Annotated in this window: 11 protein-coding genes; 6 read left to right on the forward strand and 5 right to left on the reverse strand. The window is 51.5% G+C overall.

Annotated features, from left to right (window positions below):
- The 3 genes from RIC19_RS24175 to RIC19_RS24185 all read left to right on the forward strand — a co-directional run.
- A partial coding sequence (locus RIC19_RS24175) for a hypothetical protein (RefSeq protein ID WP_350180964.1) occupies positions 1–205 on the forward strand: 205 nt, incomplete at its 5' end.
- 688 nt (positions 206–893) lie between these two features.
- Positions 894–1757: a T9SS type A sorting domain-containing protein gene (locus RIC19_RS24180; RefSeq protein WP_350180965.1), complete on the forward strand. Its 864-nt coding sequence runs from the start codon at positions 894–896 to the stop codon at positions 1755–1757.
- A gap of 608 nt (positions 1758–2365) precedes the next feature.
- Positions 2366–7237 (forward strand): PKD domain-containing protein, encoded by a 4872-nt coding sequence (locus RIC19_RS24185; RefSeq protein WP_350180966.1) that lies wholly within the window; start codon positions 2366–2368, stop codon positions 7235–7237.
- Positions 7238–7386: 149 nt separating this feature from the next.
- Here the strand turns inward: RIC19_RS24185 and RIC19_RS24190 are convergent, their stop codons facing one another.
- Positions 7387–8511, reverse strand: coding sequence for a Fic family protein (locus RIC19_RS24190; RefSeq protein WP_350180967.1), 1125 nt, complete (start codon positions 8509–8511; stop codon positions 7387–7389).
- Positions 8512–8690: 179 nt separating this feature from the next.
- A complete protein-coding gene (locus tag RIC19_RS24195) occupies positions 8691–9611 on the reverse strand; it encodes an oxidoreductase (RefSeq protein ID WP_350180968.1) in 921 nt (306 codons plus the stop codon).
- A 113-nt stretch (positions 9612–9724) separates the two neighbouring features.
- Here RIC19_RS24195 and RIC19_RS24200 point away from each other — a divergent pair, with 113 nt between their 5' ends.
- Positions 9725–10501 (forward strand): DUF3667 domain-containing protein, encoded by a 777-nt coding sequence (locus RIC19_RS24200; protein ID WP_350180969.1) that lies wholly within the window; start codon positions 9725–9727, stop codon positions 10499–10501.
- A gap of 162 nt (positions 10502–10663) precedes the next feature.
- On the opposite strand, the gene tesB is transcribed toward RIC19_RS24200, so the two are convergent.
- Positions 10664–11524, reverse strand: a complete 861-nt coding sequence (tesB, locus tag RIC19_RS24205; RefSeq protein ID WP_350180970.1) for an acyl-CoA thioesterase II — start codon at positions 11522–11524, stop codon at positions 10664–10666.
- Between the two features lie 153 nt (positions 11525–11677).
- Here tesB and RIC19_RS24210 point away from each other — a divergent pair, with 153 nt between their 5' ends.
- Both RIC19_RS24210 and RIC19_RS24215 read left to right on the forward strand, forming a co-directional pair.
- On the forward strand, positions 11678–13684 hold the full coding sequence (locus RIC19_RS24210; RefSeq protein WP_350180971.1) for a tetratricopeptide repeat protein: 2007 nt from the start codon (positions 11678–11680) through the stop codon (positions 13682–13684).
- A 4-nt stretch (positions 13685–13688) separates the two neighbouring features.
- A complete protein-coding gene (locus tag RIC19_RS24215) occupies positions 13689–16652 on the forward strand; it encodes a serine hydrolase domain-containing protein (protein ID WP_350180972.1) in 2964 nt (987 codons plus the stop codon).
- 30 nt (positions 16653–16682) lie between these two features.
- Here the strand turns inward: RIC19_RS24215 and RIC19_RS24220 are convergent, their stop codons facing one another.
- Together RIC19_RS24220 and RIC19_RS24225 are read right to left on the reverse strand one after the other, a co-directional pair.
- On the reverse strand, positions 16683–17522 hold the full coding sequence (locus tag RIC19_RS24220) for a T9SS type A sorting domain-containing protein (protein ID WP_350180973.1): 840 nt from the start codon (positions 17520–17522) through the stop codon (positions 16683–16685).
- Positions 17523–17605: 83 nt separating this feature from the next.
- Positions 17606–18181: a 1-acyl-sn-glycerol-3-phosphate acyltransferase gene (locus RIC19_RS24225; protein ID WP_350180974.1), complete on the reverse strand. Its 576-nt coding sequence runs from the start codon at positions 18179–18181 to the stop codon at positions 17606–17608.
- Positions 18182–18330: the final 149 nt, after the last annotated feature.

Genomic DNA, 18330 nt, shown 5'->3' on the forward strand with positions numbered 1-18330 from the left:
TAACCTGCCATGCTTGGTATTTACAGAAAACCTGGGGCGCAAAGCACAAAATGCCGCTGCGTTTTTACGCATGGTATCTTATCGTCATACTAACCCAAAATGTGTTTTCGGTCAGCCTGTAAGGCTAAACTCCGGTTTTCGTGCCTCGTCTAACCAAAAAATTGTTAGTTTTCGACTAGAAGACAAAAGTCCCAACACGCTCTAAGTGTGCGAATCAGGCAGGGGCACAAAATCACCCTACCTGAGCCAGCTTCAGCGTCATACCCAAATGCTCGCCCCTTGAAAATCAACATTTGGAAATATTTTGACCATTTTGCTAGAGCATATTTCCGGAATAATTCGTATGTTGCGCCTTAGTATTAGATACAAAGTAGCTCAAAATAGAAATACCTGTCCTCTAATGACAGCGGTTATTCCCGCTGTGGTTTGGGCTTTACCTCAATTATCGCGAGTATTGGAATGAGTACCTCATTGAGGCTCATTTGTCATGCACCTTGGTAGGGCAACTGCCCCCTAAGAGCATGTTTGGAGTGGTTTCGTTATGAAAATCAAGGATTTATGGTTCTGGCAAAGTCACTAAATTTGAGTTTAGCGGGCTAAATGAAAAATTAGTGAGGAAGTCAGAGCTTGCCCCGCATTTCTGCGGGGTTCATAAAGCGTTGATTTGTAATAGCAACATGCTCTAAACCTCTTTAGAGTGGTTTTGTTAGGTTGCGCGGCTCAATCACGGGGCTTTACCTGCAAGGTGTAGCCTGACGGGTTGTATGTTCTTAATTTACAAACATGAGCAACCGCTGAACCTATTTTCCTGTCTATGCATTTTCTGACTTAAGCCTATGACAAAAACGGCATAGGCTACTATCAACTTTCTATCAATAAAACTTTGAGAAATTATGAAATCAATTTTTACAAGCATTGCACTCTTCCTTTTTTCAATGCCACTCCTGACCGCGCAGAACAACGTCACTGTTGATGCTAACGCCCCTTGGATTGCTTTTATGAATGTGTTTTTCCTGGATGGCAATTATGATTTTGGCAATGCCTGGGGAATCCCTGACGTAAAAACGGTCTTGGACACGGATGCCAATACTATAATTTTGCAGCCCAATTTCAATACCTATGCCGATAATCCGAATGATCCAAACTGGGTCAATCAGACCACGGGAGAAGGCAACAAAGTCATGGAAGCTTCTTCTTTCATAGAGCCGGGTGCGACCTTCAATGGTAATGATCTTACTTTTTCGGGCACGGTGCAGTCTTACACCTTAGATGAAGGCTACGAAGTTAAGTACTTCATTAAAGCCCTTGATCCTGACAATGGCTTCGCAAACGCCCTGGGAGATGCCTTTATTTTAGACCTCCCCGAGAGTGGTCCGTTTTCAGTGACGGTAACGGCAGACCAACTCCCTGCCGGCCTGCTTATTCAGTACGGCTTTAGTGTTACCGGCAGAAATGCCAACCCTGCTAATGAAGCGGCACTTGGAAGTGTGGTCATAGGAGCACAAATGGTATCAGTAAATGACCTGAATACCCTGCAGGCTCCGGTTAGTGTTTACCCCAACCCTACTGATGACATGTTATTCATCAAGACCGACGCTCAGGTAGAGTCCTTTGAGATTACAACTCTTTTGGGACAGACTGTACTAAACGGTAATGCGGATAACCGGGTAGATGTATCAAGCTTAACAACAGGCACCTACTTCATTACCATCCACGCAGTGGAAGGTAGCAAGGTGCTGAAGTTCATCAAGAACTAATCAAAGCTTTCCCTTAGAGCTTGTTTGGAGCGGTTTCGTCATGAAAATCAAGGATTTATGGTTCTGGCGAAGTCACTAAATTTGAGTTTAGCGGGCTAAACGAAAATTTAGTGAGGAAGTCAGAGCTTGCCCCGCATTTCTGCGGGGTTCATAAAGCGTTGATTTGCAACAGGAACGAGCTCCAAACATGTTCTTAGCAATCTGCGATTAAGAGCACATTGCTCGGCACACAAAAATGCCGTTTCCGATTTCCTTCGGAAGCGGCGTTTTTATTTGCCTATACTCCGGGCAATATCAGATATTCCTTTTAGAGCGTGTATTAGGGCCAAAATAATTCTCCTCTTTTGTCAAAGATTGAGCAATCAATCGTTATTACCCGCGCTGCAAAAACCAAAGAATCTTTTGTTCGTTTTCTCAGCATCAGTGCAGCTCGCCTGACCTGTCTCATGGGTTTTGCTAACCTCAAATGGCTGTAAGCCTGAAAGTTGTGCAAACCCATAAGCTTAACAGTTGAAAAGCGTGCCACCTTATTTCGAACCAGTCGCGATAGTGTGGCTCTTAAAAAAACCGAAACACCTTTTAATGGAATTTATTAAACAAACCCTGGCATGAAAAATTTCTTTCTATTCCTCGCAATGTCATTCTCCCTGACATTATCTGCACAAACCACTTACAATGCACCTGAATTCGGAGACTTGGAAATCAATGATTGTAATGGCATTCTCTACGACTCCGGTGGCCCCAATGCGCCTTACACCGATGATAATGAAGCCTACATTTACATCAATGGAACCTCCGGTGAGGCGCTGTCCCTTACTTTTACTCAATTTGATGTAGAGGATCACTTTGACTTTCTTACCATCTACGATGGCCCTTCGACGAACAGCCCTTTGGTGGGCACCTATACCGGTTTGAATCTACCCAACAACGGTAACCCTATATTGCTTTCGGGCACCAGCTGCCTGCTGGTATTCACCAGTGATTTCACCATTACCGGCGCAGGGTTTGCTATGAATTTCGACTGCATCGACTTTACGGAGCCTCCTGTGGCAGCGGCGGCCTTCCCTGCCCTGAGTTGTACAGGCACCGTCGCCTTTGCGGATGCCTCTACCTTTTTCCCGACCAGTTGGACATGGGACTTTGGGGATGGCAACACCTCCACCGAGCAGAACCCCATCCATACTTACGATGAGCCCGGCACCTATGATGTGCAGCTGGAGGTTTGTAATGAAAACGGCTGCGATACCTTCTCTGCCAGTCAGGCGATCACCTTTGACCCGGAAAGCTTTGCCTGCACCAATGGTATCAATATGCCCAACCACGGACTGGAAACTACTACGCTTTGTAATGGCGTTTTGTACGACGATGGCGGCCCCGATGGCAACTACACCGAAGGCAGCAGCGGGCAGTTCCTGATTGCACCTCCGGGAGCAACGAGCATAACAGTTACCTTTACGGCCTTTGACCTGGGCACTGCAGCTACCAATAATGATCAGTTGTCTTTGTTTGCAGTGAATAACGGCACCTACACGCCCCTTGCTACCTACTTAGGCGACAACCTGCCCAACAACGGGCAGCCCATTACTTTTCAGACCCAGGCGCTGGCGCTGTTCTTTTTTGCCGATCACCAAGGTAACTTCCCGGGATTTGAAATGATCTGGGAAGCCAATGGCATTGCCAATCCGCCTGTGGCTTCCTTTACAGCGGATGCCACAGATGTACCGTTTGGCACAGCCATTCAGTTTACCGACAGCAGTACCGAAAACCCCGGTGCCTGGTCCTGGGATTTTGGAGATGGTAATACCTCGAACGAGCAAAACCCCAGCTACACTTACACCGAAGCGGGTACCTACAGCGTCGTCCTAACCGTAACCAACTGCAACGGCTCCGACACAAGCGTGCCCCTGGAAATCACTGTACAGGAGCCGCCCGCCCTGACCTTTGACCCGGATAGCTTCCTCATTGAGTTGGAGGCGGGCAGCAGTACCACCGAAATGCTCAACCTCTGTAATGTGGGGCAAGGTGACTTGGTTGCCGCATTGAGCAGTCAGAGTGAGGACAACCAAACGGGCTACGTCTTGGATTTTACCACCTCTGCGACGGGGGGAGGATTCAGCTGGCAGCTATTTGATGAAAATAACGTCGTGGTCGCCGAAAACAGCCAGACCTACGCGGCTAATTCCACCTACAGCGAAACCATCAGTGGTCTAGATGCTGGTGTTTTTTATTATTTCGGGATTACGGGAGTACCCGAAGACGTGATCGCTTTCCAATCATTTACGCTTAGCGATTTGGGAACGGGTACTGTTTGGTTCTCTGGTTTTATAGAGTTTGTCCCCGACCAATTGTACTACTTCCCCTCGCTTACTACAGGTACTGGTGGTAGTCCGGAATGGCTGTCACTTGGCGAAATCAGCAATCCGCTCGCGGCAACTGCCTGCGAAGAGGTAATGATCACCTTCGATGCGACGGAACTGACGGAAGGCACCTACGAAGGTTCGATTACTATTACGACCAATGATCCTAATAACCCTACCGTAACGATCCCGGTGACGCTGATTGTAAACGGGACGCCGGAGCTGAGCATTTCCACCAATGACCTCGACTTCGGGGAAGTACAAATAGGTGCTACTGCTACCCTTAGCTTTTCTTTAGAGAATACAGGTACCGCCCCCACTGAAGTAAGTGGGTTAGAGGCTACCCTGGCTGGCTTTGAAGTAGAGAGCCCTGGCAGTCTTACCCTGGCCCCGTTTGCGGCACAAACCATTAGCGTTTCCTTCACCCCAGGCGATCTGGGGGCATTCGCCGAAACCCTGACACTCGTCAATAACGCTGGTGATGACCTTTTGGTCAACCTTACGGGTACGGGTATTGCCGCACCCAGCCTCACGGTTAATCCGACGGAGTTTATCGTTGAACTCATCGAGGGGCAGGATACCATCCTGACAGTGGATGTTGGCAATATTGGGGAAGCACCGCTTGATTTCACGGTGAATTCGCTCTCCAACAGCACTGGTTTTGTCTTCAATTTCACGACCGACGACTGGGGCGAGGAGTTCTCCTGGGATCTGCTCAACAGCAACAACACAGTCGTGCAAAGCTCACAGGGGACCACTTACCAATCGAATACCGACTATAGCATCGAGCTTTTGGGGCTATCGACAGATGAGGCCTACACACTGCAGTTGTTTGATAGCTGGGGGGATGGTGCCCTGCCCAATTATACGGTGGTGGATGTATCATCCGGTACGGTTGTGGCTGAAGGGGCCTTTGTTGGCAATATTTTCGAGGATGCGGTTGCGCTTGGCAGCCCCGGTGAGACGGCATTTGCCGACATTTCGCCGGCAAACGGCACGGTGGGCCTCAACGACAGCACCCCGCTTCTGATCAACCTGGACGCTACCGGCTTGGCGACCGGTGTCTACAATCTGGTTTATGAGCTGGAGACCAATGACCCATTGCAGCCGCTGGTTCCCATAAATGTGACGCTCTTTGTCATTGCCCCGGTGATTGCGGGGGTGGAAGCCCCTGATTTTATCTGTGGCACCCTACCTGTTCAATTCACGGACGTCAGTACAAATGTGCCCACTAGCTGGAACTGGGACTTTGGTGACGGCACCACTTCCACTGAGCAAAACCCGGTGCACACCTATAGCGAAAGCGGTACCTACACCATTACCCTCGAAGCCTGCAATGTACTCGGCTGTGATGTGATAAACCTGCCTAATTTCCTTGAAGTAGACCTCGACTGCTACACCCAAAACATCCCACAGCATGGGAATGAAGTGGTCACCGTTTGCTCCGGCAACCTCTACGACTCAGGCGGCCCCAATGCACCTTATCTGGAAGGCAGCTTTGGCAGTGTAACCATTGCTCCGCCGGGAGCCACCTCGGTCAGTATTACCTTTAGCGAATTCAACTATCAGGAACATGCCGATTTTGTTTCTGTATATGATGGGCCACTCAACGGAGGGACTCTTCTGGGTACCTTTTCCGGCAATGAGCTGGCAGGCCAAACCCTGACCGCTGCGTCCGGCGTGCTTACGGTACAGGAACACACCGATCATTTTGTCAACCTAAGTGGTTTTTCAGCTACTTTCTCTTGCTCAGCGGCTCCACCTCAGCGGCCCAAGCCTCAGTTTTCCATTGCAGACACTCTTCTTTGTGCCAATGAGCCGGTGGTGTTTATTGATGAGAGCCTTCAGTTCCCCACTTCCTGGTTCTGGGAGTTTGGTGATGGCGGCACTTCCAACGAACAAAACCCTATCTACTTCTACCCTGCAGGAGGTACTTATACGGTGACCCTCACCGCCTGCAACGCTGAAGGCTGCAACACTATCGTTCAGAACATCACCCTTACGGTAGACCCCGACTGTATTATCGAAAACATGCCCGTGAATGGACAGCAGGTCATCACCGGTTGTTTCGGAAGCCTGTACGACTCTGGCGGAGCAGATGGCAACTATGTAAACGACAATACCAGTGTGACGACCATCTACAGCCCGGTCGGGCCGATTACCCTCGAATTTGAATCCTTCAATTTTGAGAATGATTTTGACGGGGTGGCGATTTTTGATGGTGCTACTTTAGAGGCGCCTATTTTAGATTTCTTCACCGGCAATGAAATACCAGCGCCCATTACCTCTACAGGTTCCGTGATCACCATAGTTGAGATTAGCGACTTCATCAACAATGAAAGCGGCTTTCAGATCAACTACAGTTGCCAGGGCAGCTTAAACCTGTCGGGTTCCCGGATTACAGTGGCTAATGCAGAAATGTGTGACGGTATTCGCTCGTTTGGGGTCAATACCAATACCGATGTAAATAGCTGGAGCTGGGACTTTGGAGATGGGCACACCTCTACAGCGGCCAATCCGGAACATACGCTGGACCATAATGGCATCCACAACATCGAGGTGACAATTTGTAATGACGAGGGCTGCGAAACACTGGAGACCATGATCTACTCCAACAAGCTCACACCAGAAATATCGGCACCAGATACAGTAGCGATGGGCCAGGAAGTGCACCTACATGGGCTTACTGAAGAAGCTACCCATTGGTCCTGGGATTTCGGGAATGGCGAAACCGCCGATCACGCTACGCCGGTAACCACTTACACCACAGCTGGCTGGCACGATATTCATGTGCACCTGATCAATATGGATGTACATGAGACTTGTGATGCCAACCATACCCATTCCATTTATGTAGATGAAAATCTGACCAACACCAGAAATGCCACGGTACAAGATTTCACGGTATTCCCTAACCCTACCACCGGGCAGCTCAATATTCGTGGCCTGGAGGCGCTGGGAGATGGCTATGAAATCCGTATCCACTCTGCAATCGGGCAATTGGTGAAAGCGCAGCCTTTAACACCGGCGCTATCCATAGCGGAGCTTCCTTCCGGCATCTATGTCCTGGAAGTCGTCAGCGGTCAGGAAGTGATTGGCCGGCAGAAGGTGATCAAGGAATAAAAGGGAAGAGATCAAAACAGGCTTGAGAAGAGACAGCATCCTTGTTGGATGCTGTCTTTTTTTAGCTCCTCTTTTAAAGCTCTTACCAGTACCTCCCTGATGACAATCAGCATAAATGGCGAGGCGATTGTGGCTCACCCCTATACGCTCTATTCATTGAACAAATCCAAATATGCTTTAAAGGCGTACATTTTGGCCCGCCTGCCATGCGGCAGCTGGACAAGTATACCTGCTTCTTCCAGGTCCGATATCAGCTTATAAGCACTTACTTTTGACTTGCCGATAATCTCTGCAATTTGGTCTGCATCGGTGACAGGACGTTTAAAGAGCTGCTCCAGGACCTGCTTCGCGCCCTTCGAACGCCCTCCCAGGCTCTCGAGGCGTTCGTCCATTGCTCTTTGCAACCGAAGGATGCCATCGAAGGTTTTTATACCACGCTTGGCAGTTTCGATCACACCGGTCAGGAAAAACTTGTACCACTGATTGATGTCATTGTGTGTCCGGACCCGTGTGAGGTTATCGTAGTACAACAAGCGATGCCGTTCGAAGAAGTCTGACAGGTATAGGATAGGTTTATGTAATATCCCCTTACTTACAAGATAAAGCGTAATCAACAGGCGGCCAACTCTGCCATTCCCATCGAGAAACGGATGAATCGTTTCGAACTGATAGTGAATGAGTGCAATTTTAATAAGATCAGGGATCGGAGCTAGTTCATCATTGGCAAACTTTTCAAGATCACTCATTAGTTCAGGAATGTAAGTATGGGGAGGTGGCACGAAGGTGGCATCATCCAAGGTTGCCCCACCAATCCAGTTTTGACTGGTACGAAAGGTACCGGGCATTTTTTTACTTCCTCTGACACCTTGCATAAGCGTTCTGTGGACCTCTCTTATTAATCGGCTGGAAAAAGGCAGCTCTTGAAGCAAGTCGACCGCAAGATTCATCGCCTTTATGTAATTTTGAACTTCTTCCCAGTCATCTTTAAGACCGGGAGAAACATCCGATTTTTTCATAAAAGCCTCCTCAATGTTCGTTTGCGTGCCCTCTATGCGCGAAGACTGAGTGGCTTCCTTGGCAATGTGCATGCTTATGTAAAGGTCAATATCAACATAAGCTGAATACATGTCCAGTCTGCCGAGGTGGCGGTCAGCTTTACTCAGCAGCTGTATCACCTCCATATCTGCTATCTCCCAATTTGTGAATATAGGCTTGGGGATGAAGGCTTTGTAGTACCCCTGATTGACATAGTGCCCTGCTTGGAAATCTTTCATGTAGCTTAAAACGTCAAACTCTTTAATTAAGTTTCCAGGCCAAAAACTTAACTCGACAAGATTTCAGTTAATAAAAATGCCCTAAAGCTTAACTTAACGAGGGTTTAATTAAGGAAAATACCTCAAAACTTAACTAAAGTCCTTTTTAGTTAAGCTCTGGGCGGGCAGCTCTCTCCTGCCTATACCGCTCGAGACAGGAAAGACACCCCAGTCAGTTCCTCCGAAGCCACCCACAGAGCAGACCAGTCGGCCGGCTGCCCAATGGAAGGAGGAAGGTCGACGAGTTTGGGCGGGCCAGCGATTTCCCCCCACTTGCCGGGACCGTAGTAATGATCGGGCTCTACGGTCTCTCCGACAGCAGCGTAGAGTTGAGGGCGGGCATTTTGATCGGGGGTGGGCAGCAGAGGCAGGAGTACCTTTTCGGCGATGAACTGGAACACGGCGTTGCTCTCCACATTGCGCCCCAGATTAGTGGAAGCACCGCCCGGATGGGCTGCCACGGCGATGGTCTGACCTTCCGGAAGGCGGCGGTTGAGCTCCAGGGTGAACATCAGGTTCGCCAGCTTGCTTTGCCCGTAGGCTTTCCAGGGCTGATAGTTGCTTGGATCCTTGAAAGAAGAGATATCCATCTGACCATTACGGGCCGCCAAACTAGAGACATTGACGATGCGGCTGCCAGGAGTGTCTAGCAAAACTGGTAGCAGGTGGCCCGTCAGCGCAAAATGCCCCAGGTGGTTAACACCAATTTGCTTTTCAAAGCCATCCTCAGTAGTGCCGTAGGGCGTGGCCATGATGCCGGCATTATTCATTAGGACATCCAGCTGCTCGTATTTTGCTTTGAAGTTTTCGGCGAAAGCCTGTACCGACGCTAGGCTGCCCAGGTCCAGCACCATGAGGCGGGCAGGTGTAGTTTGTACTGCTTCCACCTCCTTCAGGGCGGCAGTGCCCCGCTCTTCCGACCGGCAGCCCAGAATAACTTCTGCACCATTTTGAGCCAGGGCTTTAGCAGAAGCCAGACCCAGGCCACTGTTGGCTCCGGTAATGATGATGACTTTGCCTTTAAGGCTGGGTATGTCGTCGGGTGTCCAGTTCTTTTTCATAGCTTAAGATTTACTGCTTAAAGCGCCGTATCAGATTTTTGTTGACTGGTACGGGTAATTAATTGCTCCGCCAGTAGTCTTCCCGTTTTTATTCGTATTTTTTCGTTCAAAAAATGCCACCCTGCCTTAACTGCCAGCAGCCGGTTATAGAAACCGGGCACTTTTGCCACCACTGTGGTGCCAGAATTGTCCGGAGAAGACTAACCCTTTGGGGGTTTTTCGCCCAGCTCAGCCAAACGGTTTTCAATACAGATTCTAGTATATGGCGAACACTAGCGCACCTGTGCTATGTGCCGGGAAGGGTGTGCCGGAGCTACATTGAAGGCGTCCGGAAGCGCTACCTCAGGCCGATGGCTTATCTGTTTTTTGTTGCCAGCCTTTATGGTGTGATGATCCTACTGTCAGATGGAGAAGTCCGCTATTTCCATGAGGATTTTGCGCTGGGATTTACCTCCTACAACGAAGCCTCCGAACTGTCAGAAGAAGAGCGGACCCGGCAACTACGGCCTCTGGCACTAACGTTCATCCTACTATCCATCCCGATTTTGTCCCTCATCAGCCGCCTGATCTACCGGCGGGCGGGATTCAATTTTGCAGAGCATCTGGTCATCTATGCCTACTACATGGGGCAATTGTTACTACTCAATTTGATGTTTTACCTGGTCATATTGCTCTTCCCACTCCTTGAAGGCAGCAGCATTTTCAATAATATATTCGGCCTGTTTTTCCTGGGCTATGCCTGGGTATTGCAAATACAGACTTTCCAGTTGCAGGGCGTATGGAAAGGGCTTAGCCCGCTGTTTTTCGTTTTGATCATGGTTTTCGTTACAGGCCTTATGTACGGGCTGAGCGCTGAGTTTCTAATCGAACAAGGTATAGAAGTACAGTAGTTTATAGTCATTTCAAACGAGCAAGGTCAAGCCCCCCGGGTACCATCTGGCAACTCTTCGGTTTTTTTGCGGATTTGGTTATCAGCAGAAGTGCTCCTCCAAACATGCTCTTAGATTATGATCACTTATGATGCTAACCCTATACAACTTTCACCACAAACATCACCCCTCCACCGGGCGGATCAGCCCCTCCTGAACGGTAGATGCCACTAGCACGCCTTCCTGATTAAAAATGCTCCCCCGCGTGAAGCCCCGCGCATTAGAACCGCTCGGGCTGTCGATGGCATAGAGCAGCCACTCATCGGCACGGAAAGGGCGATGGAACCACATCGCATGGTCGAGGCTCGCCATCTGAATCTTGGTTTTAGCTATCTGATCACCGTGGGGCAAAAGCGCGGTAGTGAGCAGGTTGTAATCGGAGGCATAGGCCAGTACCGCCTGATGAGCCGTGACCTGATCAGGCATAGCCCCTTTCGACTTCATCCACACGTGGCGGATAGGCTGCTGCTTGCCGCTCAGCATCGGGTGCACCCGTTCCACCGGGCGAAACTCTATCGGGTGGGCAATTTCAAGGAATTTGCGGATACCCTCCGGCAGGCGGTCGCCCATCTGCTCCAGCAAATCATCCCAGTTCATCAGCGCGTCCGGTGGTTGAACATTGGGCATACTGATCTGATGGTCGAACCCTTCCTGCTGCTTTTGGAAGGAAGCCGACATATTGAAGATCGCGCGCCCCTTCTGTATGGCTTTGACACGGCGGGTGGTAAAGCTCCCTCCATCCCGGATGCGGTCCACTTCAAAGATAATTGGCTGGGCTACATCACCGGGCAGGATGAAGTACGCGTGCAGGGAGTGCACAAAGCGGTCTTCCGGTACGGTACGCATGGCCGACTGTAGGGCCTGCGCGAGTACCTGCCCGCCAAACACCCGCTTGCTGCCGATACTGGCACTTTGGCCACGAAAGATATGCTCTTCGATAGGTTCCAGGTCGAGTAGTTGGAGGAGGGCTTGGATGTCTTTCATAGAGTGGTTCCTTTTTTGCAAAGATAAAAGGCTAATCTTTTTTGTCCTTACTTATGCTTCGCATAGCACTTCAAATTCTTCCCCCGGATAATTCCCCACCTAGGAAAAAAGCTCTATTTTACCTCGGACAACAAACTGCAGACACCACTGACCATGGGAAAAAGGACGCCAAAGCGCCAAACCAAAAGCCAGCCTGCCGCTGCCCTGAAAGGGTATCCGGCCTGGTTTACCAATCCAAAACTCCACCTTTGGGGCTTGTTTGCCCTGAGCTTTTTGCTGTATGCCAATACCCTTGGGCACGATTATGCCCTGGACGATGCTATCGTTATTTACGATAATATGTTCGTCAAGGAGGGCATCAGCGGCATACCGGGCATACTGAGCAAAGATACTTTCTTTGGCTTCTTCAAGGAGGAAGGCAAAGCGGCGCTAGTGGCAGGTGGTCGCTACCGGCCGCTATCGCTAATCCTCTTTGCGATTGAGGTGCAGTTTTTTGGCGAGAACCCTCTCATCGGGCACCTGTTCAACGGGCTCTACTACGGCGCGACTACTGTGCTGTTGTATTTGGTGCTCCTGCAGCTGTTCCGCCCGCAGCAGGCTCAGGTGAAGGCTTATTTTATAGCCATTGCCGGCAGTTTACTGTTTGCCGCCCACCCCATACATACCGAGGTGGTGGCGAATGTCAAAGGCCGGGACGAGATCCTCACGCTCCTGGGTAGCCTGGTCGCACTCTACCTGTCGTTGCGGGCTTTTCAAGACAAAAAACCGCTCTACAACCTACTGGCAGGGCTAGCGTTTTTCCTGGCACTGATGGCCAAGGAGAATGCCATTATGTTCCTGTTCGTTGCCCCCCTGGCGTACTACTTTTTCACTTCGGCGAAGACTGGCAACATCGTTAAACAAGCATTGCCCTTTGCGCTTGCCGCCGGGGCATTTCTTGCCATCCGCTTTTCCGTGCTGGGCTTTGGGCTGAGCGATCCGCCCATGGAGATGATGAACAATCCTTTTGTGAAGGTACAGGGCAATGGCTATGTGGCTTTCACCGCGCAGGAGCGCTTCGCTACCGTGATGTACTCCCTTGGCAGGTACCTGCAGCTGTTGTTTGTGCCGGTCACGCTCACCCACGATTATTACCCCCGGGCCATCGGTGTGATGACCTTCTCAGACTGGAGAGCGGTACTCAGCCTCGTGCTCTACCTGGCGCTGGGCGCTTATGCTGTATGGCGGCTGCCCAAACGCGACCCGATGAGCTTCGCCATCCTCTTTTACCTGATTACGCTGGCCATCGTCTCCAACCTGTTTTTCCCGGTAGGTACGCATATGGCGGAGCGCCTGTTGTTCATGCCTTCGGTGGGCTTCAGTCTGGCACTGGCGCTGCTGGGCTACCGTTGGGCCGTGCGGGGTGCGCCTGCCGGCAAAATCCCTGCCTACCGCCGGTTCAAGCCGGTACTTGGAGTGGTGGTGGCCCTTGCTTTGCTATTCAGCGTAAGGACTATCGTACGCAACCCGGCATGGGCGGACAACTACACCTTATTCACTACTGATATTGAGCACTCTCCCAATAGCGCCAAACTCCGGAATGCAGTAGGGGGCGAACTCGTCACACAATCCGTAAAGCCGGAAAATGCCACCCGAAAAGAAGCGATGCTGCGCGAAGCTATCGGCCATCTGGAAGAGGCGGTGCGCATCCATCCGAACTACAAAAATGCGTACCTCCTCATGGCCAATGCCTACAATTATCTGCAGGCCTATGACCAATCGATTGCGGCTTACCAAAACGCCCTGTCCATTGACCCCAACTACCAGGATGCCCGCCGCAACCTGGGCATCACCTACAAAGATGCCGGCAAATACTACGGTGAGCAGCTGGGGCAGGTAGACAAAGCCATCAGTTACCTGAATAAAGCCTACGAAATCATGCCAGAGGAGTACGAAGTCATCCGCCTGTTGGGCGTGGCGTACGGCATACGGGGCAACACCCCCAAAGCCATTGAATACTTCACAAAAGCGACCGAAGTAGCCCCCCAAAACCCTAGTGCCTGGTTTGACCTGGGCACCGCCTATTACAACGCCGGCAATCAACAGCTCGGGCAGCAATACCGGAACAAAGCACTTGAACTTGACCCCAGCTTCCTCGAAAAAATGCAGTCAAATAATTAATACAATGACCCGACAACTGACCTTATTCTGCCTGCTTTTGCTAGCTGGCCAGTTCCATGCACAAACCAACCCGGCTAGTGCCTGGGCCGACTCTGTCTACAACAATATGACCGAAACCGAGCGGCTGGGGCAGCTCTTTATGATACGCGCTCACTCCGACCTGGGGCCAGAGCACATACAATCCGTGGAAGCCCAAATCAAAAAATACAAAGTCGGGGGCTTGTGCTTCTTTCAGGGCACACCGGAACGGCAGGTGGAGCTCATCAATCAGTACCAGAAGATCGCCTCCCCAGTACCCTTAATGATTGCTATAGACGGCGAATGGGGCCTGGGCATGCGTATGAAATCCAGCACTATCAGCTTCCCCCGGCAGCTTACGTTGGGAGCCATTCAGGACAACAGCCTCATTTATCAGATGGGTACTGAAATTGCCCGGCAAATGAAACTCGCCGGAATCAATGTCAATTTCGCACCGGTAGCCGACGTCAACAACAACGCCGCCAACCCCGTGATCAACAACCGCTCCTTTGGAGAAGACAGGATGAATGTGGCAGCCAAAAGCTGGCGCTATGCACAGGGCATGGAGGACCATGGGGTCATGGCCTGCGCCAAACACTTTCCCGGGCACGGAGATACAGATGTGGACTCCCACTACGACCTCCCGGTCATCCGGCATGATTTCAGCCGGCTGGACAGCATCGAGCTCTTCCCTTTCCGCCAACTGGCGAAGCAGGGTATCGGCAGCATGATGGTCGCCCATCTGAATGTGCCCGCTCTGGACGAACGTAAAAACCGACCTACCACCCTCTCCTACAATACCATTACCAACCTGCTGATCGAAGGGCTGGAGTACGACGGGCTGATCTTCACCGATGCCCTGGAAATGAAGGGGGTGACCAAGCACTTTGAAAGCGGGGAAGTGGAAGCCGAAGCTCTTGTGGCAGGCAACGATATACTTCTGCTGCCGGAAGATATGGGCGCGGCTTTCCGGGAAATCCGCAACTACATTGAGTCCGGAAAGCTGAGCTGGGAAACGCTGGAGCCCCGGGTAAAAAAAGTGCTGCGCGCCAAATACAAATTAGGCCTGCGGAAGTTCGAGCCCCTGCGCACCGACAGCCTGCGGGAACGCCTGAACACTGACGATGCCTTGTTGCTCAAGCGCAAGCTGCTTGCCAATGCGATGACCCTGGTCCGCAACCCGAATGACCTGATCCCCTTCCGGCAACTGGAGGGCATCAAAATGGCGAGCCTGAGCATCAATGCCAGTAAAGCCACCCCGTTTCAAGACCGGCTGCAGGAGTACAAAAGGATGCCCGCTCTGCAATGCGGTCAGTCGCCATCAGAGCGCGAGCAAGACCGGATTATCGCTGAGTTGAGTAAGGCGGATGTGGCCATCGTCGGCCTGCACGGTATGAGCAGCAGTGCCTCCAAAAGCTTTGGTATTTCCGTAGCAGCCCGAAAAATGCTGCAGCAATTGCAGCAAAAGACCAAAGTCGTACTCGTTGTCTTCGGCAATCCCTACAGCCTCAAGTTTTTTGATGAGCAGGAATGGGTGCTGGAAGCCTACGAAGACAGCCCAATGATGCAAGACCTGGCTGCTGAAGCTCTATTCGGCGCACAGGCCATTAAAGGGCGGCTGCCCATTACAGCTTCGCCCAAAAGCCAGTTTGGCGATGGTGTCATTACGGGCAGACTGGCACGTTTTGGGTTTGCGCCCCCGGAAGCTGTAGGTATGGATGCTGCCACCCTCGCCAAAATTGACGGGATTGCCAACGATGCTATCGAAGCAGGCGCCACACCGGGCTGTGTCATTCTCGTCGCTAAAGACCAGCAAATCATCTACAAAAAAGCATTCGGCCACCACACGTACTCAGAAGCGCAGCCTGTACATCCGGACGACCTCTACGACCTTGCTTCGGTCACAAAAGTAGCCGCTTCCACCCTGGCCGTCATGTGGCTGCAGGAACATGGGCAAATCCACCTGGACACGCCCATAGTCCGCTACCTGCCGGAATTGGAAGGCACCAACAAAGCCCCCCTTTGCCTAAGAGATATCATGGCGCACCGGGCGGGGCTCAAAGACTGGATTCCTTTCTACAAACAAACCCTGGTACACACCCGTAAGCGGCTCCTGCACAGCAAAGACTATTACCGCAAAAGCCCTGCTCCCGGATACGAGGTAGAGGTAGCGCCGGACCTGTACCTGCGTGATGATTTCAGTACAGCGCTCTTCCAGCAAATCTACGATTCAGAAGTACAGGAAAACCCTGGGTATAAATACAGTGATTTGGGGTTTTACCTAATCGCTAGAATAGTAGACCGCCTCACCGGTATGCCGATGAATGAATTCACTCGCCGCCTGTTCTATAAGCCAATGGGGCTGCAGACGGCGACCTACCGCCCTCTCGAATATTTTGTACCGATGGATATTGCGCCTACAGAGATTGACAATTACTTCCGTAAGCAAGCGCTGAGGGGCTATGTGCATGACATGGGGGCTGCGATGCTGGGCGGGGTCAGTGGGCATGCCGGGCTTTTTTCCAACGCTCAGGACCTTGGCGCAATCATGCAGATGCTGCTCAATGGCGGGCTTTACAGCGATCAGCAACTCCTGGAGCCTGCAACCATACAGGCTTTTACCCAACGGCATCCGGAGTCTACCCGGCGGGGTATTGGTTTTGACATGCGGCAACTCGACCCCAGCAAATGGATCAACCTACCTGCTGATGCCTCTGATGCCGCTTTCGGCCATACCGGATTCACCGGCACCTGTGCGTGGGCTGACCCTGAAGAAAACCTGGTATTCGTCTTCCTATCCAACCGTAGCTTCCCCGATATGAACAACTACCGGCTCAATAAAATGCGGGTGCGGCACCGGATCCTCAGCACCGTTTACGAAGCCATTGAGCAGTACCAATACGTTACTGATGCAAGCCCGAGACCTGCATCAGGCATAGTGTTGCGGTAGAGCAGCAGCACTACCCTACCGCGACATATCTTACTGCCTAATCAAACGGCGGACAAGAGCCTGTTTGCCATTACTCACTCTGACCAGGTAGAGCCCACCGGGCTGAGCGGAGAGGTCTAAGGGCAAGCGCACGGCAGCGCCACTCAACTGTACCGATTGTGCATACAGCAGCTGTCCCTGAGCGGATATCACTTCCACCTGATAGGTGCCTGCCGTGGCTTCGCTAATCTGTAACGTAGCCTCCTCCTTCGCCGGGTTGGGAAAGACCTGTACTTCTGCATTGAGCACTGACGGGCCGGCTGTGCTGCTCGTCATATCCTCCGTAAGGACAACCGGAGTATCCAGGGAAGCCACGCCATCACCAGAAGAACCACCCGCACTATTCGAAGCCAACACAGAGCTGTAGAACCGCACATCACCGGTACCCGCTTCCGGAGCGATCCACTCCACTTCGAAGGCGCTGTTTGGGCTGCGCTGACTGTGCTCGGGGTACTCCCGTCCGTTGACGATTGTAATCTGAGTACCGGAAGGCGGGTTCTGAAAATCCCCTCCCTGTGCGTTATTTTCGCCGGTCAGGGCCACAGCTTGAAAGCCGAAGGCTGCGGGGTTTCCGGAAAAGCCAGCGGAAACGCGCATGGTGTAGACTTCGCCCGGGGTATAGGCCGCAACGGCTTCCCCGTCTTTCAGCACCTGCAGCTCTATGGTAGGCGAGAAATTATTGCCCCCGTGGCAAGCCCCGCAGGTCGCACTGCTCAACGGTGAACCGGTCCGGTCCTGCCCTTGTGCAGCGCCTGCGCCGGAGCTGTTGTTTAGAAACAGGAATGCGCCGCCGGCCAGCGCAAAAAGAGTGTAGAGTAACCTTAACTTCATCTTTGTTGGTTTTGAGTCTAACAGATGCAAGTTAAGACAGGGGTAGTTCAAAAAGGTTTAGAGTTGCATTTGCTTCGAGCGTGTTATTCGTTGTAGAGGTCGGGTTGACGACGGTAGCCATAGCTTTGTTCGGGATTTTTGCCCAGGGTGCCGATGAAAAAGCTATCGATTTCCTCAAAATCAAGCGTTGGGTTGCCCGTAGGGTAAAAGGGGGCACTAATGGTGATCCGTTTATTCGCCCAGTCAAAGCGGGCCATGATGATGGGCACTTTGGCGCCAAGCGCGATGTAATAAAAGCCGGTTTTTAGTTTTTCCACCCGCCGCCGCGTCCCTTCAGGAGCAATACAAATGGCGAATGTTTCTTTTTGGTTGAAGAGATCAGTTACGGCATCCACGTAGCCTGTACTCCGGCTCCGGTCTACCGGATAACCGCCAAGCCAGCGAAACAGGCAGCCGAGCGGCGAGCGGAACAGGCTTGCCTTGCCTACATACCGGATGTCTAAACCCAAAGCTGCCCGTGCTAACAGGCCTACCGGGAAGTCCCAGTTGGAAGTATGCGGAACGGCGATAAGCAAATACTTGGCTGGCAGGGCCTCATACTCGGTGATGATGCGCCAGCCCAGGCAGCGCAGCAGAGTTTTACTGATATACCTTCCCATGTTTTTTAGTCGCTGTTGCAGCAACTAAAATAATCAAATTTGGAAAATGCAACTTCCCCGCTTTGCTTTGCGTAAGAAGAACGGGGCTAAGAATGACTTGCGCTGGCTGAAACTGACCTTTTGACTATCGCAATGCTACGAAATAGACG

The organism is Phaeodactylibacter sp., assembly GCF_040219495.1.
Classification (GTDB): domain Bacteria; phylum Bacteroidota; class Bacteroidia; order Chitinophagales; family Saprospiraceae; genus Phaeodactylibacter.

Coding starts and splice junctions, on each gene's coding strand:
- RIC19_RS24190 (WP_350180967.1), bottom strand. CDS start 8,511: ATGAAAGATTTCCAAGCAGGGCACTATGTCAATCAGGGGTACTACAAA.
- RIC19_RS24210 (WP_350180971.1), top strand. CDS start 11,678: ATGGGAAAAAGGACGCCAAAGCGCCAAACCAAAAGCCAGCCTGCCGCT.
- RIC19_RS24200 (WP_350180969.1), top strand. CDS start 9,725: ATGCCACCCTGCCTTAACTGCCAGCAGCCGGTTATAGAAACCGGGCAC.
- RIC19_RS24215 (WP_350180972.1), top strand. CDS start 13,689: ATGACCCGACAACTGACCTTATTCTGCCTGCTTTTGCTAGCTGGCCAG.
- RIC19_RS24220 (WP_350180973.1), bottom strand. CDS start 17,522: ATGAAGTTAAGGTTACTCTACACTCTTTTTGCGCTGGCCGGCGGCGCA.
- RIC19_RS24185 (WP_350180966.1), top strand. CDS start 2,366: ATGAAAAATTTCTTTCTATTCCTCGCAATGTCATTCTCCCTGACATTA.
- RIC19_RS24225 (WP_350180974.1), bottom strand. CDS start 18,181: ATGGGAAGGTATATCAGTAAAACTCTGCTGCGCTGCCTGGGCTGGCGC.
- RIC19_RS24180 (WP_350180965.1), top strand. CDS start 894: ATGAAATCAATTTTTACAAGCATTGCACTCTTCCTTTTTTCAATGCCA.
- RIC19_RS24195 (WP_350180968.1), bottom strand. CDS start 9,611: ATGAAAAAGAACTGGACACCCGACGACATACCCAGCCTTAAAGGCAAA.
- tesB (WP_350180970.1), bottom strand. CDS start 11,524: ATGAAAGACATCCAAGCCCTCCTCCAACTACTCGACCTGGAACCTATC.